Consider the following 18,557-nt stretch of genomic DNA (forward strand, 5'->3'; position numbering starts at 1 on the left):
ACCGCTCACTCGGTCGTCGACGCGAGCGACGCCGGGTCGATCCGCCGCGGCTCCGGTACTGGTTTTCCCGCCGGAGCGACCGCCACGTCGCCGCGAGACTCGTCGCCAGACGCGTCTCCGCCGCCCGTCGCCGCGAGCACCGCCGTTCCGCCGGCGGAGAGCGGGGCGACGAGGCCGGCGGCGAGCGCCGAGGGGCCGGAGAAGGGTGCTCTGAGGACGACTCGCGTCTCGTCTCCGATCCCGGCGGCCTCGACCGCGGCCGCGGCGCGCGAACAGAGGTCGCGGTGGCTGACCGACAGGTCCGCCCCGCGGACGACGGCGTCGTCGGGGGCGATGTCGCTCGGCGGCATCCCGGGGTTCTCGCTCCACAGCTCCTGCTCCCAGTGCGTGGTGTCGGGACGCTCGGGCGAGCCGCCGAAGGCGGCGAGGTTCGTTCCTGGCGCCGGATCGAGCGCGGCCGCGGTCGCGACCGGTGCGAGGACGACGCGGTCGCCGGCGTCGATCCCCGCCGCCGGGTCGAACCGGACCGGCGCCCCGACGGCGGCCGCGCCGAGGAACGCGAGCGTCGTGTGGAATCCCGGAATCGGCTCGACGGCCACGGTCGCGCCCGTCCGGACGCCGAGGTACCGGAGCACGTTCGCCGCCTTGTAGCCGTTCGTGATCAGGTCGTGGGAGGTCCGTTCCCGGCCGTCCGGCGTCACGAGCGCCACGTCGCGACTGCGTCGGTCGCGCGCGAGGAGTTCGCCGACGAGTTCCATACTCGGTTCTCGGAACGCGCGCGTCTTAACGCTGCGGCGTCCCGGAGGCGACCCCGCGGCCCGACCGGACTGCGTCGGGGCGGCGTCAGGGCGCGCCGGCGATCACCATCTTCGAGCCGTCGGCCGAGAAGGCGAGGTCGCGGGTGGACTCCGGGTCGACCCGGACCGCGTCGCCGGGCGCGAGGGCGACGGCGTCCCCGTCGACGGTGAGCGTCGCCTCGCCGTGGAGCAGCAGGTACACCTCCTCGTGGTCGGCGTCGCCGTGGTCGTGTTCCACCCCCTCCCAGCCGTCGTCGGCCTCGACGACGGTCACGCCGAGCCGCTCGCAGTCGAGCGCCTCTCGTAGGAAGAACATCCCGGGCGCGCGCGGTTCCACGTCGTCGTAGGTCGTCGTGTCGTAGCCCATGCGCTGACCGTCGCCGCGAGGGACGGAAAAGCTACGGGCCGCGAGGGACGAAAAGCTACGGGCCGCGAGGGAAGAGGCGCGGCGCCGCGAACGCCACTCAGAAGGAGCTTTTCAGCTTCTCGAAGAAGCCGCCGCCGACGTCGATGTCCTCGCCGCCGGCCTCCGCGAACGCCTCCAGCGCCTCGCGCTGCTCGTCGTTGAGCGACTCGGGCACGACGACGGCGACCTGGACGTAGAGGTCGCCGCGACCGCGACGACGGAGGCGGGGCATCCCTTTGCCCTGAAGCCGGAAGGTCTCGCCGCTCTGGGTCCCCGCGGGGACATCCATCTCGACCGTTCCGTCGACCGTCTCCACCTCGACGGTGTCGCCGAAGACGGCCTGCGGGAAGGATATCGCCTCGTTGACGCGGAGGTCGTCGCCGTCGCGCTCGAACCGGTCGCCGACGTCGACATCGACCTCGATGAGCAAGTCGCCTCTCGGGCCACCGTTCTCCCCGGGCGCGCCCTCGCGCTCCATCCGGAGGCTCTGCCCGGAGCGAATCCCGGCCGGGATCTCGACCGACAGCGTCGCCTCCTCGCGGACGACGCCGTCGCCGCCGCAGTCGGCGCAGTCCTCACTGTACAGCTCGCCCTCGCCCTCGCAGCGGGGACACGTCGACGTCTGCTGGACGCGCCCGAGCGGCGTCTGCTGGACCTGCTGGACCTGCCCGCGGCCGTTACACTGCGGGCAGGTCTCCACGTCGGCGTCCGGGGGATGCCCCGCGCCGCCGCAGGTGTCGCACTCGGTCGGTCGCGTGAGCGTGACCTCCTTGGTCGCCCCGTTGAACGCCTCTTCGAGGTCGATCGTCAGTCCGGTCTTGAGGTCGCGCCCCTGCCGCGGGCGGTTGCCGCCGCCACCGCCGCCGCCGCCGCGGCCGCGACCGCCGCCACCGAAGAACTGGTTGAAGATGTCCTCGAACCCGCCGGCGCCGCCAGCGCCGCCGGCCCCGCCGAAGGGATCGCCGGCGCCGCCCGGACCGGCACCGCCGCCGGTCGCGCCGCGCTTGTCGGCTTGGGTGAACCGATCGTGGCCCATCTGGTCGTACTGCTGGCGCTTCTGCTCGTCGGTGAGCACCTCCTTGGCCTTCTGGATCTTCTTGAACCGCTCCTCGGCGTTCTCGTCGTCGCTGACGTCGGGGTGGTGTTCGGCGGCCTGCTTGCGGTACGCCTTCTTGATCTCCTCCTCGCTGGCGTCCCGCGACACGCCGAGGACGTCGTAGAAATCTTCGGTCATGCGTTGCGTTTGTTAATTGGTGTTGATCGACGGGTCGATTTAAGCGGCGGGGTCGAGGCGTCGAGCGTCGGGTGAGAGGGCGTTACTCCTCGTCGTCGTCTACGTCCTCGAAGTCGGCGTCGACGTACTCCTCGTCGTCCGCGTCGCCGCCGGGACCGGCACCGCCGGGGCCCGCCGCACCGCCCGGACCGCCCGGACCGCCAGCGCCGCCCATCCCGCCGGGACCGGCGCCGCCCGCGCCGCCCGGACCGGTCTGCGCGGCCTGTCCCTCGTACATCTGCTTGCCGATCTCCTGGAGCTCCTCGGTGAGCGCCTCGGTCACGGACTCGATCTCGTCGGTCTCGGCGTCCTCGTCTTCGAGCACGTCCTCGACGTCCTCGATGGCCGCCTCGATGTCGGCGACGAGCTCGTCGTCGTCGAGCTCCTCCTCGTTCTCTTCGAGGAGGGTCTCGGCGCGCTGGATCGTCGTCTCGGCCTCGTTGCGGGCCTCGATCCGCTCGCGGCGAGCCTCGTCCTCCTCGGCGTGCTTCTCGGCCTCCTCTTGCATCTCCTCGATCTCCTCGTCAGAGAGGCCGACGCCGCCCTCGATGGTGATCGACTCGGCGTTACCGGAGCCCTGATCCTCTGCTTCCACGTTGACGATCCCGTTCTCGTCGATGTTGAACGAGACCTCGATCTGCGGGGTTCCGGCCGGCGCCGGCGGGATGCCGGAGAGCTGGAACGCGCCGAGCAGCTCGTTCTCCTCGGCGATCTCGCGTTCGCCCTGGAAGACGCGGACGTTGACGGAGGTCTGGTTGTCCGCGGCCGTGGTGAACACCTTCGACTCCTCGGTCGGGATCGTGGTGTTCTTCTCGATGAGCCGCTCGAAGAGGCCGCCCTTCACCTCGATACCGAGCGAGAGCGGAGTCACGTCGAGGAGGACGATGTCGTCGACGTCGCCGGAGAGCACGCCGCCCTGGACCGCCGCACCGAGCGCGACCGCCTCGTCGGGGTTGACGTTCTTTTTCGGCTCCTGGCCGACGAGCTCTTCGACCTTCTCCTGGACCTGCGGCATCCGTGTCGAGCCGCCGACGAGGATGACCTCGTCGATGTCCGACTTCGAGTAGTCGGCGTCGGCGAGCGCCTGCTCGGTCGGCTCGACGGTACGGTCGATGAGGTCCGCGGTGAGGCTCTCGAACGTCGCGCGGGTGACGGACTGTTCGAGGTGGACCGGCCCGCTGTCGGTCGCGGTGATGAACGGGAGGTTGACCGTGGTCTCCTTCTTGTTCGACAGCTCGATCTTCGCCTCCTCGGCGGCGTCCTTCAGGCGCTGGAGCGCCTGCCGGTCGTCGCGGAGGTCGATCCCGTGGTTGTTCTGGAACTCGTCGGCGAGGTGGTCGATGAGCGCCTCGTCCCAGTCGTCGCCGCCGAGGTCGTTGTCCCCGTTCGTGGCGACGACCTCGTAGACGCCGCCGCCGAGGTCGAGGACCGACACGTCGAACGTGCCGCCGCCGAGGTCGTACACGAGGACGGTCTGGTCGGACTCGTCGTCGAGCCCGTACGCCATGGAGGCGGCCGTCGGCTCGTTGACGATGCGCTCGACGTCGAAGCCGGCGATCTCGCCGGCGTCCTTCGTCGCCTGCCGCTGCTTGTCGTTGAAGTACGCGGGGACGGTGATGACCGCCTTCTCGACGTCGTCGCCGAGGTACTCCTCGGCGTCGCGTTTGATCTTCTGGAGGATCATCGCCGAGACCTGCTCCGGCGTGTACTCCTCGTCGCCGATCTCGACGGTGTAGTCGCCGTCGCCCATGTGCCGCTTGATCGACTGGATCGTGCGGTCGGGGTTCTGGACGGCCTGGTTCTTCGCCGGCTTGCCGACGAGGCGCTCGTCGTCGTCGGCGAATGCGACGACCGAGGGCGTCGTCCGGTCGCCCTCGGCGTTGGCGATGATCTCGGGCTCGTCGCCCTCCATCACCGCGAACGCGGAGTTGGTGGTACCGAGGTCGATACCGAGAATTTTGTTGCTCGCCATCTTGGTCACAGATAGCGGCTTGTTTCGGTTAAAGGTTACTAGACGCCGCGATCTCCCCGGGAGAAGAAAGCCGCCGCCGTCGTGCGTTTTCTCGATCGTGTGAGTCGCTCACATCGATGTTTTTATACCGATCCGCAAACGCAGCGCCGGTCTCGGGCTCGCGGACGCGAACCGGCCCGGACTCGCCGGCTCAGATCCCGCTCACGAGGTCTTCGAGGACCGCCTCGGGGTCGTCGGCCTTCGCGACGCCGGAGGCCAGCAGGACGCCGGCGGCCCCGAGGTCGCCGGCGGTCGACACGTCCTCGCCGGTGGAGACGCCGGCGCCGCAGAACACGTCAACCGCGGGGTCGACGGCCTCGGCGGCCGCGACCGCGTCCTCGACGATACCCGGGTCCGCGGTGGCGACGGAGACATCGCCGCCGATGAGCTCCGGGGGCTCGACCGCGACGGCGTCAGGGCCGAGCGCGGCGGCGGCGCCGACCTGCGCGGGGTTGTTCGCGCAGACGATCGTCTCCAGGTCAGCGCGCTCGGCCGCGCGGACCGAACCGTCGATGTCGGCGAGCTTCAGTCGCTTCTCCGAGTGGTTGATCAGGGTCCCCTCGGCGCCGTTGTCGGCGGTGGCTTCGGCGAGCGTCGAACCCGTGTGCGAACCGTGCTCGTTCGGCGAGACGTGCTGCGCCCACGTCTCGACGCCCGTCTCGGCGACGCGGGCGAGGTCGGCCGCCTGCGGCGAGACGGCGATCCGCGCGCCGGACGCCTCGGCGACGTCGCGGGCCGCGGTCGCTACCTCGATCGGATCGCACGGGTACGCCTTGAGGTTCACCAGGATGAACATACCTCTACTCGGGGAGCGCGGCGCAAATAGGTTCGTGCTTCGCGACGCTCGCTCGGGGTCCCGTCGTTTCGACCCCTCACAACCCCGGGAACCGGGCGACCCGGGGGGCGGAGAGCAGAAACGACCTTATACCCCGATGCTGTGGGTCCGACAAGAGATGTCCCTCATCGAGCTCATCGCCGGCGTGGAAGCCCACGAGGCCACGCTGACCGTGTTCAACGCAGAACCGGCGGTTACGGAGGAGCTCCGGGAGTATTTCGCCGACCGCAACGTCCGGATCGTCGACGATCAGACCGCCTCCGGACCGGAGGCGTTCGCCGTGCTGGCGCGGGACGGCGAGTTCGTCACGGGCGTCACCGTGGACGAGCTGCTGCCGGGGCGGGGCGGAGACGAGGGGGAGACACCCGCGGAGCGAGGTGAGACGCCCGGCAACGTCGGGAAGCCGGTGTTGGATCACCTCGACGAGACGATGTTTACCTCCTACTCCCGCGAGGACATGGTCGCCGCGTCGCGGGAGATCGAGGACCGCGCCTGGCGGGTCGGCGACGGAGAGCTCCACGCGGGGTTCCAGACCCTCGACGTCCTCACCGGGGAGGCGGACACCTACGACCTGCTCGGCGAGAAGGACCGGCTCGACGTCCACGCGTACGCCGCCGCCGAGGGCGACGCACCCGACGTCGGCACCTACACGGTCCACGTCGGCGAGACCGCCGAGATCCGCGAGACGTGGTTCGTCGCGTACGACGGGGGCGGCTACGAGGACGCCAAGTGCGCGCTGCTCGCCGAGGAGCGCGCGCCCGGCGAGTTCTACGGGTTCTGGAGCTACGACCCCGAGACGGTCGACTACATCATCGACTACCTGACCGAGCGGTACGGCGGATCGGAGCAGACGGACGGCGGCGGTGCGACCGTCTGAGCCGGGGATAACGAGTACGGCGGGGCCGGAGCGTCGTCGCGGCTCAGTCCTTCCGCTTGACGACGTCGCCGAGCGTCATCGTGCCGGCGTCGTCCGTCTCCCAGTCGGCGTCGTCGGTCGACTGCCCCTCGACCAGCGAGATGTCGAGCGCGCGCTCGAGCTTGCGCTGGACCTCGTCGGTCGGGAGCGTGTCGGCGCGTTCGAGCTTGCGGATGAGGCTCGCCTTCTCGTTGAGCTGGTCGGCCAGCTCCTCCTGGCTCAGCCCGCGCGACTCCCGCGCATCGCGGATCAGCTCGTCGTAGTCGGTGGCGATCTCGTCCATGTCGTCGAACATGTCGCGGGGGCGAGTCGAGCTCCCCGACGAGCCGCCGGAGCCGGACGATCCGGACGACGAAGACGACTTCCCGGTGCTGGAGCTGGTGGAGTACTTGCCGCCGCCGGAGCTCGTCGACTCGTCGCGGACCTCGGTGCCGAAGTCCGTACACGAGCTACAGAGCTCCAGCTCGGCGCCTTCGACCTTCGTCGTCGTCAGCGAGGCCTCCTCGGCGCCGCACATCTCACACTGGGGCATACGCGACGCTAGCGCTCCCGATGGTATAAAGGGTGTGCCGCGGCGCCGGGCGCGGGTCACGCCGGCGAGGTCCCGACCGCAATCGTGCCGCTGTCGGTACCGACTTGTCGCCGCGGCCGGCAGGACTGGTATGGACGTCCACGTCACGCGCTCGACCCTGCGAGGGACCGCCCGCGCGCCGCCGTCGAAGAGCTACACCCACCGCGCGCTGCTCGCCGCCGGCTACAGCGACGGCGCGACCGTCGAGTCGCCGCTGGTGTCCGCGGACACGCGAGCGACCGCCCGCGCCGTCGCGGCGTTCGGCGGTTCGGTCGCGCGCGCCGGAGACGGGAGTTCGACCGCCGAAGGCGAGCCCGGCCTGACGGGCGCCGACGCGCTCTCGGTCGAGGGGTTCGGCGGCCGCACCGCCGTCCCCGACGACGTGATCGACTGCGCGAACTCGGGGACGACGATGCGGCTGGTCACCGCCGCGGCCGCGCTCGCGGACGGCACCACCGTCCTCACCGGGGACGAGTCGCTCCGCTCGCGCCCGCAGGGTCCGCTCCTCGACGCGCTCGCCGACCTCGACGTCCGCGCGGAGTCGACGCGGTCGAACGGGCGGGCCCCGCTCGTCGTGACCGGCCCGCTCGCCGGCGGCGAGGTCGCCATCCCCGGCGACGTCTCCTCGCAGTACGTCACCGCACTGCTGATGGCGGGCGCCGTCACCGAGGAGGGGATCGAGGTAGAGCTCACGACCGACCTCAAGTCGGCGCCGTACGTCGACATCACGCTCGAACTGCTCGCCGACTTCGGCGTCGAGGCGACCCCGGTCGACGAGGACGGCGATCCGCTCGACGGTGCCGCGGGCGCCGCGGGGTTCTCGGTCCCGGGCGGACAGACGTACGCGCCGAGCGACGAGACGTACGCGGTCCCCGGCGACTTCTCCTCTATCTCCTACCTCCTCGGCGCGGGCGCGGTCGCGGCCGCGCCCGGCGAGCCGCTCCGGATCGAGGGCGCCCGGCCGAGCGCGCAGGGCGACGCCGCGATCGTCGAGATCGTCGAGCGCATGGGCGCGCCCGTCGACTGGGACCGCGAGGCCGGCGCGATCGCGGTCGAGCGCGGCGATCTCTCCGGCGTCACCGTCGACGTGGGGGGAACGCCCGACCTGCTCCCGACGATCGCCGCGCTCGGCGCGGTCGCGGACGGGGAGACGCGGATCGAGAACTGCGAGCACGTCCGCTACAAGGAGACCGACCGGGTGTCCGCGATGGCCGAGGAACTCGAAAAGCTCGGCGCCGAGACGACCGAAGGGCGGGACGTACTCACGATTCACGGAGGCGAAAGCGATCTCGTCGGGGCGACCGTCGACGGCCGAGCCGACCACCGGATCGTGATGGCGCTGTCCGTCGCCGCGCTGGCGGCCGAGGGGACGACGACCGTCCGCGGCGCCGAACACGTCGATGTCTCCTTCCCCGGCTTCTTCGACGCGATGGCCGACCTCGGGGCGACCGTCGAGCGCGGGGACGCACGGGGAAGGGAATAGTTATAGCCGTTCGCAATCCACACAATAGTATATGGTGGCAGACAGCAGATGAGCGGTGATCCGGCGTCGAACGGAGCGGCGGACGGACCGAACGCGGCGGTCGTCGTCGGCGTCGTGTTCTCGGCGATCGTGGTGCTCACCGTGATCGCGTACACGGTGACTGTGACCACGGTCAACCTGCTTGCCGTCGACCTGCTCGCGTACCCGGTCGGCGGGGTCGCGCCGTTCGTCGTGATCACTGGGGCCATTCTCACGATCCCGATAATGATTCCGACCGCGCTGATCTCGATGAAGCGACTCGGCTGACCGCGGTCGCGGCGTCATCCGGTCACCGCTCGAAGCGCGACGGTCGCCGCCGAATCCGGACCGACGGCTACACAAGCCCACCGGACCGACGCACGCGTATGGACGACATCGACGTCGAGCCCGTCGACCGGGTCGACGAGGCCGACGACGACACCGCGGTCGAGCCCGCGGAGACGGACGAGGAGCTGACCGTCGACGAGGAGTTCGCCGACCTGCCCGCGGGCGTCGACGCGCCCGACTACGTGCTGTACGGCGGGAAGGGCGGCGTCGGAAAGACGACGATGGCGGCCGCGACGGGGCTCGCCTCGGCCGCGGGCGGCGTCCGGACGCTCGTCGTCTCGACCGACCCCGCGCACTCGCTGTCGGACACCTACGAGACCGAGATCCCCGCCGAGCCGGCGCGCATCCGCGAGGATGTGCCCCTGTACGCCGCCGAGATCGACCCCGACGCCGCGGTCGACGAGGAGATGTTCGGGGCGGACGGCGACCCGCTCGGCGGGCTCGGCGAGATGGGCGACGCGATGGGCGGCATGGGCGGCGAGGGGCCGACGGGCGGCGCCGAGGGCGAGGACGGCGAGGGGCTCGGCGGACTCCTCGGCGGCACGATGCCCGGCGCCGACGAGGCGGCGGCGATGCGCCAGCTGCTGGAGTACCTCGACGACCCGCGGTTCGACCGCGTCGTCGTCGACACCGCGCCGACCGGTCACACGCTCCGCCTGCTCCAGCTGCCGGAGATCATGGACTCGATGCTCGGGCGCGTGATGAAGCTCCGGCAGCGCTTCTCCGGGATGATGGACGGGATCAAGGGGATGTTCGGCGGCGGCGACGACGACCCCGACCCCTCGGCGGACCTCGAGGAGCTCCGCGAACGCATCGAGCGACTCCGAGCGGTCCTGCGCGACCCCGCGAAGACGGACTTCCGCGTCGTGATGATCCCCGAGGAGATGAGCGTCGTCGAGTCCGAGCGGCTCGTCGCGCGGCTCGACGAGTTCGGAATCCCGGTGAACACGCTCGTCGTCAACCGTGTGATGGAGGGCGTCGGCGACGTGACCGGCGGGGACGGGGCCGGGATCGACCCCGACTGGGTGGTCGAGCCCAACCCCGACACCTGCGAGTTCTGCGCCCGCCGGTGGGAGGTCCAGCAGAGCGCGCTCCGCCAGGCGACGGACCTGTTCCGCGCCCGGGACGTGAAGCGGGTGCCGCTGCTCGCGAACGAGGTCCGGGGTGAGGCCGCGCTGCGGGTCGTCGCGGCCTGTCTGGACTGAGCGGTCCGACTACGGCTCGCGTCCGGCGCTACTCGGTCGCGCTCCCGAAGATCCGGTCCCGGACCAGCTCCGCGACGCCCGCGAGGTGCGCCTGTCCGAACAGCCCGACCAGCACCGCGCCCGCGGTGTTGTACATGAGATCGAGCACGGTGTCGTCGAGCCCGTGCTGCGCGAGCGGCATGTCGATGCCGGTCTCGGTCGCGACGATGTCTAAGCCGAACTCGAACAGCTCCCAGAGCACGCCGAACGCGAGGACGATGAGGACGATGAAGACGAACGCGAACCGCGACGGGATCCGGATCCCGTCGCTGTGGAGGTCGACCGCCCGGAGCGTCGTGTAGCCGACTGCGGCGACCAGGGAGGCCGACAGCGCGTGCGTCATGTGGTCCCACCACTCGACGCGGGCGTAGAACCCGGCCGAGCCGACCGTGTGGAGGAACACGGCCGTCGTGATCCACAGGGCGAGCCACGGGTCGAGCGGGAGGTCGTACCGGCGCTCGAGCGCCGCGGGGACCAGCGTGACGAGGAGCGCAATGACCCCGTTGCTTACTGCCTTCTGCTCGCCCGCGAGGAAGCCGTACGCGACGATACCGACGAGCAGGACCTGCATCGCGCCCGTGAGTCGACGCTGCGACGCGAGCGAGAGCCGAGGGAGCAGCCTCATCGCCGCACCACCCGGCGGATGACGCGACGGAGGAGGCGTCCCCGGCGGCGGAAGTAGCCGTCGAAGAGGAGTCCGGCCGCGATCCCGGCCAGCGTGACGTACATGTACTCGGTCATCAGCGCGTCGTTCGTCGTCAGGTACGCGGTGCCGACGCGCTGGTCGAGGTTCCAGCGCAGCACCGTCCACACCGCCGCCGTCGCCAGCGTCGTCATCACGACGAAGGCGACCGCGAACCAGTGGGTGAGCCGCAGCGACGTGAACATGTGGAGGTCGACGGCGATCACGAGCGCCAGCGCCGCGATGGCGACGTACGCCGCGAACGTCCCTAACTCGCCGCCGAGGAGCGCGCCCACGAGGACCGGGAGCAGCGCGAGGCCCACCAGCTCGGCCGGGAGCATCGTCCGCCAGTCGCGAGCCGCGACCGTGGGCGCGAGCAAGACGCCGCCGAGTCCGACCGCGATCGCCGCCGACAGCAGGTCGTAGTCGAGCGCGCTCTCGACGAGGACTCCGCCCAGGACGGCGATCATCGCCCACGCGACGAGGGCGTTGAGCCGGCCGTCGCGGATCAGCTGCGTGAGTCTGTCCTCGACGGATCCCAGCGTGCCGGCGAGTTCTTCGCCGGACTCCCCGTCGCCGACGCTCGCGTCGGAGCCGGTCTCGGCGTCGCGGCGTCGGTCTCCGTCCATGTCCGGTACCGAGGCCGGGGAGGATTATAAGCTGTCGCTCCGGATCAGCGGTGGGCGCGACGGTGTACGGCGGCGAACGGGTCCCGAGACCGGCGGCGAACGGACGCGCTTTTATCTTCCACGGCCGTGTTGTCGGTATGAACTGTCGGCGGTGTGGGACCCCGTTAGAGAAGCCGGGGGACTACTGTTTGACCTGTAACACCGCCAACGCCGACGCGGTCGTCGCCGAGTTCGACGCCGACCGCGCGCACCTGACGATGTTGGACGAGGACGCCGTCGTCGGCGAGACGACGATCACCACGCGCCCGGAGGACACCGAGCGCCTGACGGAGGTCCAACTGCGGAACTTCGCGGGGCGCGTCGCCGACGAGATCCGACGCAAGCGACCGGAGACCGTCTACGCCGCCGGCGAGCGCGAGCCGCTCCGCGAGACGCGCGCGCAGCTCCACCACGAGTTCTACCGGGTGCCCGACGGCGGCGCCGGCGGGAGCGACCGAGACGGGACGACGGCGAGCGACCCCGCAGACGACGGCGGGAAGCCGGACGTGAGCCCCCTCGTAGAGTGGGTGCTCGACCGTCGCGGCGACCGGTCGCTGGCGGTGGTCGAGACCCCGCCGCGCGAGAAGATCGGCGGGTCGCACTCGACGCTCATCGGCGACCGCAAGGGGCGGAAGGCCGTCCAGACCGTCGCGGAACACCCGCACGTGAAGAAGATCGTTCCCGGTCCCATCGACGCCGGCGGGACGGGGTCGCGGACCGGCCTCCGCGCGAAGGCGACGCGCGCGGGGACCAACGGCAACGTCCGGCTACTCCTGCGAGACGGCTCCAGCGTCCAGGAGAACCGGATCGTCACCACGGCGATGGACCGCGAGACCGGCGAGCGCGTCCGCGAGGACCTCAACGAGGCGCTCCGGGACGCGGAGCTCCAAGACGTGTAGCTTCCGGCCCCGCCCGCCGTGTGCGGATCTGGCGTCCGATGTCCGTATCTCGGTCGCAGCGCCCGGAAGCGGCCACTACCGACCGCGTCGCTGTCGCGGGGTTTTTCACGAGACCGGTCGTTGCGAGCGGTGTGAGTTCCCTCGTCACGCTCGGCGCGGGCGTCGTCTTCGGGCTGGCGCTCGCGGCGCCGCCCGGTCCGATGAACGCGGTGATCGCCGAGGAGGCCGTCCTCCGCGGTCGCTTCGCCGGCTTCCGGGCCGGCCTCGGCGCGGCGACCGCCGACGCGATTTTCTTCGTCCTCGCGTACGTCGGCGTCGTCGCGGTCGTGGAGTCGTTCCCGCTGTTACAGGGCGTCATGGTCGCGGTCGGCGGCGTCCTCATGCTGTACTTCGCCGTCGGCGCGGCCCAAGGCGCGCGGGCGTCGTTCCGTCCGACCTCCGGCGAGGAGCCGATCGCGGCCGAGGGGAAGGGGTTCCGCAAGGCGCTGGTGCTCGCCCTGACGAACCCGTACCAGGTGCTGTTCTGGCTGACGATCGGCGTCGGCCTGCTTCAGCCGGGCGAACTCGACGTGTTGTCCCGGCTCCCGGTGGTCGGAGCCGACCTCGCCGGGACGCTCGTGGTCGCCACCGGCTCGCCCGCGCTCATCGGCGGGTTCTTCCTCGGCGTGCTGGTCTGGGTCCTCGGCTTCCCCACGGGACTCGTCGTCGCGGAGCGCAGGATCGAGGCGTTCGCCCCGATCGTCGCCGTCGCGTCGGCGTTCGTGCTCGCCGGCTTCGGCGTCTACTTCCTCTACGACGCGGCGACGACGCTGGCCGCGCTTGGGGCGTAACCGGGGCGGCCGTCGCCCGTCGGCCGCTCCGCGGCGGCCGCGTCCGCCGTACATGGACAACGGCTTTGACCCGTCGGCGCGACCGTCCCGTATGTTCGAGAAGACGACGTGGATCAAGCTCCCGCGGAACGTCCTCGTGGGACACGACGTCCTCGACGACCTCGGGGAGGCGGTCGGCGAGCTCTATCTCACCGGGCGGCCGCTGATCGTGACGAGCCCGACGCCGAACGAGATCGCCGGCGACCGCGTCAGAGCCCAGTTCGACGACCCCGCGACCGCGGTCGTGGAGAACGCCTCCTTCGCGGCCGTCGAGGACCTGAAGGAGACCGCGGAGGCGGTCGACCCGGGCTACCTCATCGCGCTCGGCGGCGGCAAGCCGATCGACATCGCGAAGATGGCAGCCGACCACCTCGACGTCGGCTTCGTCTCCGTCCCGACGGTCGCCTCCCACGACGGTATCGTCTCGGGGCGCTCGTCGATCCCAGAGGGCGACACGCGCCACTCGGTCGCCGCCGACCCGCCGCTCGCCGTCGTGGCGGACACGACGCTGCTCGCGGACGCCCCGTGGCGGCTCACCACCGCGGGTTGTGCGGACATCATCTCCAACTACACCGCGGTGAAGGACTGGCGGCTCGCCCGCCGCCTGCGGAACGTCGAGTACAGCGAGTACGCGGGCGCGCTCTCGGAGATGACCGCGGAGCTGCTCGTCGAGAACGCCGACATGATCCGGCCGGGCCTAGAGGAGTCGGCGTGGGTCGTGGTGAAGGCGCTCGTCTCCTCCGGGGTCGCGATGTCGATCGCCGGCTCCTCGCGGCCCGCCTCGGGCGCGGAACACCTCATCTCACACCAGCTCGACCGCATCGCGCCCGGTAAGGCGCTCCACGGCCACCAGGTCGGCGTGGCGTCGATCATGACGGAGTTCCTCCACAGCGGCGAGAACGGGCGGTGGGCGGCGATCCGCGACGCGCTCGCCGAGCTCGACGCCCCGACGACCGCGGGCGAGCTGGGGATCGACGACGCGGAGCTCATCGCCGCGCTCACGAGCGCCCACGAGATCCGCGACCGCTACACCATCCTCCAAGGCGGGATCAACGAGGAGGCGGCGATAGGGGTCGCGACCGCGACCGGCGTCATCGAGGAGTGATCCCGGTTCGGCGCGCGGCGAGCGACGCCGCCGGACGGCCCCGCGTCACCCCCGCGGAACAGCCCCGCGTCGTCCCCGATCGCCGGCTCTCGATTCCGACCTCGAAAGGCCAATAACGCTCCCGGGAGTACACCTGATATGTCCACCGCCAGCGTTCGCGACCGGGCCAAAGAGCGGGCCACCGCGATAACCGTCCTCCTCACCGTCGTCGGCTACGGCGCCGTGGGGGGCGTGTTCCTCGTTCCGGAGTTCCAAGCGCTGTTCCCGACGCTCACGCAGGAAACGGTCAATCTGCTCGCGCACGCCATCGCGGCCGTCAACACGGTCACCGTGATCTCCCTCTCGCTCGGCTGGTACTGGATCCGGAACGACGAGGTGAAAAAGCACGCGGCGGCGATGACGACGTCGTTCGTCCTCATCCTCCTGTTCCTCGGGATGTACCTCCCGAAGGTCGCCGGGGGCGGCACCAAGGAGTTCGTCCTCGACTCGTCGTACGCGTGGGTCCCGCTGTGGGACTGGGTGTACCCCGCGTACCTGATCATGCTCGCGATCCACATCGTTCTCTCCGTGGTCTCGGTCCCCGTCGTCCTCTACGCGATCGTCCTCGGGCTCACCCACACCGAACAGGAGCTCCGGACGGAGACGCCACACCGGCGCGTCGGTCGGATCGCCGCGAGCGCGTGGATCCTCTCGCTCGCGCTCGGGGTCGTCACCTACCTCCTCTTGAACCACCTGTACGACTCGACGTTCGCGGCCGCCGAGGCCGCGACGGTCCTCCTGCCGGCCGTCCCGGTCTAACTCCTCCCTCTCGGCCCCGGCGTCTCGCCGGGGGATCCCGGCCGCCCGCGCCGCCACCGAAACGCTTGACCGGCGGCCGCGGCACCCACACCCATGACCGACTGGATCGGCGAGACGTTCACGAGCGACGCAGGCTGGAACCACCTCCTCGACCTCGTCGACGTCGGCGACCGCATGGCCGGCTCGGCGGGCGAACGCGAGGCGCTTGAGCTGACCCGCGACGCGTTCGCCGCGGCCGGCGCGCGGAACGCCGCGGTCGAGGAGTTCGAGATACAGGGCTGGGAGCGCGGCGACAGCGCGATCCGCGAGGCCGCGACGGACGAGCCGGTCGCAGTCGGCCCGAACGCCTGTATCGCGCTACCGCGCAGCCCGAGCGCCGAGGTGACCGGGGAGTTCGTCGACCTCGGTCACGGCGTTCCAGCGGACTTCGAGGCCGACCTCGAGGGGAAGGTCGTGATGGTGTCGTCGGACACCCCCGACGCCGTCGACCGATTCATCCATCGCCGGGAGAAGTACTACCGCGCGGTCGACGCCGGCGCCGCCGCCTTCGTCTTCGCCAACCACGTCGAGGGGACCCTCCCGCCGACCGGGAGTGTCGGGACCGCGGAGGCGCCCGTGGGGGCGATCCCGGCGGTCGGCGTCTCGAAGGAGGCCGGCGCCCGGCTGGCGCGGCGACGCGAGGGCGACGACCTGACCGTCGCGGTCGACTGCGAGACGCCGACGGCGACGAGCGGCAACGCGGTCGCCGAACTCGGCCCCGACACCGACGAACACCTGCTCGTCTCCTCGCACGTCGACGCCCACGACATCGCGGAGGGCGCGATGGACAACGGGGCGGGGACGGCGACGATCGTCGAGGTCGCGCGGGCGCTCGCTGCGCGCGAGGGCGAGCTCGACGTGCGGGTCCGGTTCGCCGCGTTCGGCGCCGAGGAGGTCGGGCTCGTCGGCTCGTCCGTGGCCGCCGAGGCGGCCGACAGGGAGGCGGTCCGCGCGGTCGTCAACGTCGACAGCAACGTGTTCGGTCGGACGCTGCGGCTCGACCACCACGACTTCGACGCGCTGGCGGCGGCCGCCGACCGTGTGAGCGACCGCTTCGACCACCCGATCGCGACGGGGAGCGAGCTGGTCCCGCACAGCGACCACTGGCCGTTCGTGAAGCGGGGGATCCCCGGGTACATGGTCTCGGGCGAGACCGAGGGGCGCGGCCGCGGCTGGGGCCACACCCACGCCGACACGCTGGATAAGCTGGAGTCGCGAAACCTCCGCGAGCAGGCGATCCTCCTGACCGAGCTGGTCGTCGAGCTCGCCGAGGCGGACGCGTCGGTTCCCCGCCGCGACACCGACGAGATCGCGGCGGCGCTCGAAGCCGAGGGGAAGGCGACGGGGATGAAGCTCACCGGCGACTGGCCGTTCTGACGCGAGGCGAGCGAGAAAGCGGCGGTCCGCGGTTCGTCAGGCGACGACGAACTGGTTCCAGATCCCTTCGACGAGGAAGAACAGCGCGAAGTACGACGACCACACCAACACGACGAGCGAGGCGGCGATCGAGCTCTTCGGCGCCTCGATCGTCATGTCGTTCCGGGCCTCGACGTTGCGGGCCTCCAGCTCGAAGAAGTCGGCGACGAACATCGCGAGGACGAGCACGGAGAGGATCGTCCCTCTCACCGGCGAACCGAGGATGTAGACGAACGAGAGGAGGACGAGCCCGACGTTAGTGAACACGTGCGGCGTGTACGCCTCCACGCTGTCCGCCTCCTGTCCCTGTTCGACGTGCCGCCTGTGCGCGAGGTGCCGCGTGGCGAGGTTCGCGACTGTCATCACGAAGATCGCGTACGGCAGCGCCGGCCCGACGGCCGACAGCCAGCCGAGGGGAACGAGGAACTGCAGTGGGTCCATATCCACCACTTCCGTTCACGACGTATTAGAGTGTTTCCGATCGGCGCGCCCGCGGGGAGGGGCGGCGTCGCTGCGATCGGAACGAGCCGTCCGTCGCTGCGATCGGAACGAGCCGTCCGTCGCTGCGATCGGAACGAGCCGTCGCCGCCACCGGGGGAGGGATCACCCCCGCTCCGCCGTCGGAGCGAGGAGATCGACCGTCGTCGCGGCCTCGATCCTGACCGCGCGATGTGGCTCGACAGTCCCCCAGCGGTCCCCGTCGACGACCAGCGCGACCGACTCCTCCTCGCGCTCGACGGTGACCCCGAGGCGGCCGCTCGCGACCCACGTGTCGGGAGCGGTCGTGAACGGCGAGACGGGGACGACCGCGAGGCCCGCCCCGGGCGATACCAGCGGCCCGCCGGCCGCCGCCGCATACCCCTCACTCCCGAGCGGCGTCGCGACCACGGCGCCGTCCGCGCGCACCGACGCCGACTCGCCGTCGGAGAACGCGATCTCGTACTCGGATATCCGGGCCGGCGCCGCCGTCACGAACGCGACGTCGGCGGCCGCGAACCGGCGGCGACTATCCGGCCGTTCGACCGCGACGACCGGATGAGCGACGCGGGAGAACGCGTCGAACTCGGGAGCCGGCCCGTCGACGACGAGGTCGGTCACGAGACTCGGGTCGACCGCGTGACGGCCCGTTCCGACCGGGAGGATCGGGTGGCCGCGCGTGTCCGTACTCGCGGCCGCGCGCATCGCCTCGCGGAGCGCGGCCTCGCCGACGGCGACGACCACGTCTGCCTCGGCGCGGTCGACGAGCGGGGCGCCCGCGTCGGTCGCCGCCGATCGGATCGCCGCCGCCGGGTCGCCCTCGCCGAGAACCGCGAAGGGGCGCGTCGGCTCACTCATGGCCGTGGGTGGGACGAGCGGCGGTGAAAATCCCTCGGTTCGCCGGCGGTCGCCGTCGCGTCGCCGGTGAACGGCGCGAGGAAGAGCGGAGAAACGAGACGAGCGTTTCGCGTTCAGTTCGCGGCGGCGTCTTCGTCGCCGCCGTTGAGAGCGTCGCGGAGCTGGCGGCTGGCCGGGATGAGCACCCAGAACGTCGCCGCGCCGAGCACCATCAGCCAGAAGAACATGTCGCCCGCGAACACGCCGATCTCGCCGTACGCCGTGTTCACGCCCTCCGCCGGGTTCACGAGCTGCGACACCTGGTAGTACGACGGCGTCCGGTACCAGCCGCCGAAGGTGATCCACCCGAGACCGCCGATCGCGAACAGGGCGAAGCCCTTCATGAACTCGTCTGCCATTATCTCATGTTTCGCTGGGGTCGTCTTGAGACTTTCCCATCCCCTGTCCGCGGAACCGGGTCCCGAGCACGTACACGGCGGTTCCGAGGATAATGAATCCCACGCCCGTGATCGCCAGTATCGCCACCAGCACGTCTTCCGGGGGCAGGAGTCCGGCGTTGTCGAGCAGATAGACGATGGTCGTCCGGACGAAGCTGATCTGGAGCGTCGCGGCGTCGATGAGGGTGAACCCGACGAAGTAGGTGACGACCGCGGCGAGCGTCGAGAAGACGGTGACGGCCTTGTACAGCCGGAACGGGACGACGATCTCTCGGCCGCTCGGGCCCTCTCGCGGGCCCGTCGGCTCGGTGCGGGGCTCGGCGTCGTCGTCGGCCGCGATCGGATCGCCGGTCTCGTCGAACGCCTGCGAGGAGTCGCCGTCTGTTGAGGATGACATGAGTGATACG

At 70.9% G+C, this 18,557-nt stretch carries 21 protein-coding genes; 9 read left to right on the plus strand and 12 right to left on the minus strand.

Annotation, left to right across the window (positions count from 1 at the left end):
* Positions 1–5: 5 nt before the first annotated feature.
* From EXE41_RS12210 to tpiA, 5 genes are all read right to left on the minus strand, one after another.
* Entirely contained in the window at positions 6–758 is a 753-nt protein-coding gene (locus tag EXE41_RS12210; RefSeq protein ID WP_137691161.1) for a hypothetical protein, read from the minus strand.
* An 85-nt stretch (positions 759–843) separates the two neighbouring features.
* Positions 844–1,164: a cupin domain-containing protein gene (locus EXE41_RS12215; protein ID WP_137691162.1), complete on the minus strand. Its 321-nt coding sequence runs from the start codon at positions 1,162–1,164 to the stop codon at positions 844–846.
* 97 nt (positions 1,165–1,261) lie between these two features.
* On the minus strand, positions 1,262–2,437 hold the full coding sequence (gene dnaJ, locus EXE41_RS12220) for a molecular chaperone DnaJ (protein WP_137691163.1): 1,176 nt from the start codon (positions 2,435–2,437) through the stop codon (positions 1,262–1,264).
* Positions 2,438–2,519: 82 nt separating this feature from the next.
* Complete coding sequence (dnaK, locus tag EXE41_RS12225) at positions 2,520–4,448, minus strand: molecular chaperone DnaK (RefSeq protein ID WP_199240881.1); 1,929 nt, start codon at positions 4,446–4,448, stop codon at positions 2,520–2,522.
* Between the two features lie 190 nt (positions 4,449–4,638).
* Positions 4,639–5,283: a triose-phosphate isomerase gene (tpiA, locus tag EXE41_RS12230; protein ID WP_049931274.1), complete on the minus strand. Its 645-nt coding sequence runs from the start codon at positions 5,281–5,283 to the stop codon at positions 4,639–4,641.
* A 157-nt stretch (positions 5,284–5,440) separates the two neighbouring features.
* Between tpiA and EXE41_RS12235 the strand changes: the two genes are divergently transcribed.
* On the plus strand, positions 5,441–6,199 hold the full coding sequence (locus tag EXE41_RS12235) for a DICT sensory domain-containing protein (protein ID WP_086215858.1): 759 nt from the start codon (positions 5,441–5,443) through the stop codon (positions 6,197–6,199).
* 43 nt (positions 6,200–6,242) lie between these two features.
* Here EXE41_RS12235 and EXE41_RS12240 read toward each other — a convergent pair whose 3' ends face one another.
* Positions 6,243–6,770 carry a multiprotein bridging factor aMBF1 gene (locus tag EXE41_RS12240; RefSeq protein WP_049931276.1) on the minus strand — a complete coding sequence of 176 codons (528 nt, stop codon included), beginning with the start codon at positions 6,768–6,770 and terminating at the stop codon, positions 6,243–6,245.
* A gap of 130 nt (positions 6,771–6,900) precedes the next feature.
* On the opposite strand from EXE41_RS12240, the gene aroA reads away from it, so the two are divergent.
* The 3 genes from aroA (at position 6,901) to EXE41_RS12255 (ending at position 9,863) form a co-directional block, all read left to right on the plus strand.
* The gene (gene aroA / locus EXE41_RS12245; protein ID WP_086215857.1) at positions 6,901–8,292 is read left to right on the plus strand and encodes a 3-phosphoshikimate 1-carboxyvinyltransferase; all 1,392 of its coding nucleotides are present in this window, start codon (positions 6,901–6,903) and stop codon (positions 8,290–8,292) included.
* A gap of 48 nt (positions 8,293–8,340) precedes the next feature.
* The gene (locus EXE41_RS12250) at positions 8,341–8,598 is read left to right on the plus strand and encodes a hypothetical protein (RefSeq protein ID WP_049931278.1); all 258 of its coding nucleotides are present in this window, start codon (positions 8,341–8,343) and stop codon (positions 8,596–8,598) included.
* 98 nt (positions 8,599–8,696) lie between these two features.
* Entirely contained in the window at positions 8,697–9,863 is a 1,167-nt protein-coding gene (locus EXE41_RS12255) for a TRC40/GET3/ArsA family transport-energizing ATPase (protein ID WP_137691165.1), read from the plus strand.
* A 28-nt stretch (positions 9,864–9,891) separates the two neighbouring features.
* Here the strand turns inward: EXE41_RS12255 and EXE41_RS12260 are convergent, their stop codons facing one another.
* Both EXE41_RS12260 and EXE41_RS12265 read right to left on the minus strand, forming a co-directional pair.
* A complete protein-coding gene (locus tag EXE41_RS12260; protein WP_137691166.1) occupies positions 9,892–10,527 on the minus strand; it encodes a hypothetical protein in 636 nt (211 codons plus the stop codon).
* Positions 10,524–11,213 (minus strand): hypothetical protein, encoded by a 690-nt coding sequence (locus EXE41_RS12265; protein WP_086219713.1) that lies wholly within the window; start codon positions 11,211–11,213, stop codon positions 10,524–10,526. The genes EXE41_RS12260 and EXE41_RS12265 overlap by 4 nt, the downstream gene beginning before the upstream one ends.
* A gap of 137 nt (positions 11,214–11,350) precedes the next feature.
* Here EXE41_RS12265 and EXE41_RS12270 point away from each other — a divergent pair, with 137 nt between their 5' ends.
* The 5 genes from EXE41_RS12270 to EXE41_RS12290 all read left to right on the plus strand — a co-directional run bounded on the left by EXE41_RS12270 (position 11,351) and on the right by EXE41_RS12290 (position 16,339).
* The gene (locus EXE41_RS12270; protein WP_049931283.1) at positions 11,351–12,151 is read left to right on the plus strand and encodes a DUF2103 domain-containing protein; all 801 of its coding nucleotides are present in this window, start codon (positions 11,351–11,353) and stop codon (positions 12,149–12,151) included.
* A gap of 131 nt (positions 12,152–12,282) precedes the next feature.
* On the plus strand, positions 12,283–12,981 hold the full coding sequence (locus EXE41_RS12275; protein ID WP_137691167.1) for a LysE family translocator: 699 nt from the start codon (positions 12,283–12,285) through the stop codon (positions 12,979–12,981).
* A gap of 91 nt (positions 12,982–13,072) precedes the next feature.
* A complete protein-coding gene (locus EXE41_RS12280; protein ID WP_049931286.1) occupies positions 13,073–14,125 on the plus strand; it encodes an NAD(P)-dependent glycerol-1-phosphate dehydrogenase in 1,053 nt (350 codons plus the stop codon).
* Between the two features lie 138 nt (positions 14,126–14,263).
* Complete coding sequence (locus EXE41_RS12285; RefSeq protein WP_137691168.1) at positions 14,264–14,923, plus strand: DUF420 domain-containing protein; 660 nt, start codon at positions 14,264–14,266, stop codon at positions 14,921–14,923.
* Between the two features lie 93 nt (positions 14,924–15,016).
* On the plus strand, positions 15,017–16,339 hold the full coding sequence (locus tag EXE41_RS12290; RefSeq protein WP_137691169.1) for a M28 family peptidase: 1,323 nt from the start codon (positions 15,017–15,019) through the stop codon (positions 16,337–16,339).
* Positions 16,340–16,375: 36 nt separating this feature from the next.
* Here the strand turns inward: EXE41_RS12290 and EXE41_RS12295 are convergent, their stop codons facing one another.
* The 4 genes from EXE41_RS12295 to EXE41_RS12310 all read right to left on the minus strand — a co-directional run bounded on the left by EXE41_RS12295 (position 16,376) and on the right by EXE41_RS12310 (position 18,547).
* Positions 16,376–16,819 (minus strand): hypothetical protein, encoded by a 444-nt coding sequence (locus tag EXE41_RS12295; protein WP_049931289.1) that lies wholly within the window; start codon positions 16,817–16,819, stop codon positions 16,376–16,378.
* A 162-nt stretch (positions 16,820–16,981) separates the two neighbouring features.
* On the minus strand, positions 16,982–17,713 hold the full coding sequence (locus tag EXE41_RS12300) for an NAD(+)/NADH kinase (RefSeq protein ID WP_137691170.1): 732 nt from the start codon (positions 17,711–17,713) through the stop codon (positions 16,982–16,984).
* Between the two features lie 113 nt (positions 17,714–17,826).
* Positions 17,827–18,111 carry a hypothetical protein gene (locus EXE41_RS12305; RefSeq protein ID WP_049931291.1) on the minus strand — a complete coding sequence of 95 codons (285 nt, stop codon included), beginning with the start codon at positions 18,109–18,111 and terminating at the stop codon, positions 17,827–17,829.
* Positions 18,112–18,115: 4 nt separating this feature from the next.
* Entirely contained in the window at positions 18,116–18,547 is a 432-nt protein-coding gene (locus tag EXE41_RS12310) for a hypothetical protein (protein WP_049931292.1), read from the minus strand.
* Between the last annotated feature and the right edge of the window lie 10 nt (positions 18,548–18,557).

It is taken from the genome of Halorubrum sp. SD690R, from assembly GCF_005435035.1.
Classification (GTDB): Archaea; Halobacteriota; Halobacteria; order Halobacteriales; family Haloferacaceae; genus Halorubrum; species Halorubrum ezzemoulense.

Coding starts and splice junctions, on each gene's coding strand:
- EXE41_RS12290 (WP_137691169.1), top strand. CDS start 15,017: ATGACCGACTGGATCGGCGAGACGTTCACGAGCGACGCAGGCTGGAAC.
- dnaK (WP_199240881.1), bottom strand. CDS start 4,448: ATGGCGAGCAACAAAATTCTCGGTATCGACCTCGGTACCACCAACTCC.
- EXE41_RS12310 (WP_049931292.1), bottom strand. CDS start 18,547: ATGTCATCCTCAACAGACGGCGACTCCTCGCAGGCGTTCGACGAGACC.
- EXE41_RS12240 (WP_049931276.1), bottom strand. CDS start 6,770: ATGCCCCAGTGTGAGATGTGCGGCGCCGAGGAGGCCTCGCTGACGACG.
- EXE41_RS12300 (WP_137691170.1), bottom strand. CDS start 17,713: ATGAGTGAGCCGACGCGCCCCTTCGCGGTTCTCGGCGAGGGCGACCCG.
- EXE41_RS12285 (WP_137691168.1), top strand. CDS start 14,264: ATGTCCACCGCCAGCGTTCGCGACCGGGCCAAAGAGCGGGCCACCGCG.
- EXE41_RS12260 (WP_137691166.1), bottom strand. CDS start 10,527: ATGAGGCTGCTCCCTCGGCTCTCGCTCGCGTCGCAGCGTCGACTCACG.
- EXE41_RS12215 (WP_137691162.1), bottom strand. CDS start 1,164: ATGGGCTACGACACGACGACCTACGACGACGTGGAACCGCGCGCGCCC.
- tpiA (WP_049931274.1), bottom strand. CDS start 5,283: ATGTTCATCCTGGTGAACCTCAAGGCGTACCCGTGCGATCCGATCGAG.
- dnaJ (WP_137691163.1), bottom strand. CDS start 2,437: ATGACCGAAGATTTCTACGACGTCCTCGGCGTGTCGCGGGACGCCAGC.
- EXE41_RS12270 (WP_049931283.1), top strand. CDS start 11,351: ATGAACTGTCGGCGGTGTGGGACCCCGTTAGAGAAGCCGGGGGACTAC.
- EXE41_RS12280 (WP_049931286.1), top strand. CDS start 13,073: ATGTTCGAGAAGACGACGTGGATCAAGCTCCCGCGGAACGTCCTCGTG.
- EXE41_RS12305 (WP_049931291.1), bottom strand. CDS start 18,111: ATGGCAGACGAGTTCATGAAGGGCTTCGCCCTGTTCGCGATCGGCGGT.
- EXE41_RS12210 (WP_137691161.1), bottom strand. CDS start 758: ATGGAACTCGTCGGCGAACTCCTCGCGCGCGACCGACGCAGTCGCGAC.
- EXE41_RS12235 (WP_086215858.1), top strand. CDS start 5,441: ATGTCCCTCATCGAGCTCATCGCCGGCGTGGAAGCCCACGAGGCCACG.
- aroA (WP_086215857.1), top strand. CDS start 6,901: ATGGACGTCCACGTCACGCGCTCGACCCTGCGAGGGACCGCCCGCGCG.
- EXE41_RS12255 (WP_137691165.1), top strand. CDS start 8,697: ATGGACGACATCGACGTCGAGCCCGTCGACCGGGTCGACGAGGCCGAC.
- EXE41_RS12250 (WP_049931278.1), top strand. CDS start 8,341: ATGAGCGGTGATCCGGCGTCGAACGGAGCGGCGGACGGACCGAACGCG.
- EXE41_RS12295 (WP_049931289.1), bottom strand. CDS start 16,819: ATGGACCCACTGCAGTTCCTCGTTCCCCTCGGCTGGCTGTCGGCCGTC.
- EXE41_RS12265 (WP_086219713.1), bottom strand. CDS start 11,213: ATGGACGGAGACCGACGCCGCGACGCCGAGACCGGCTCCGACGCGAGC.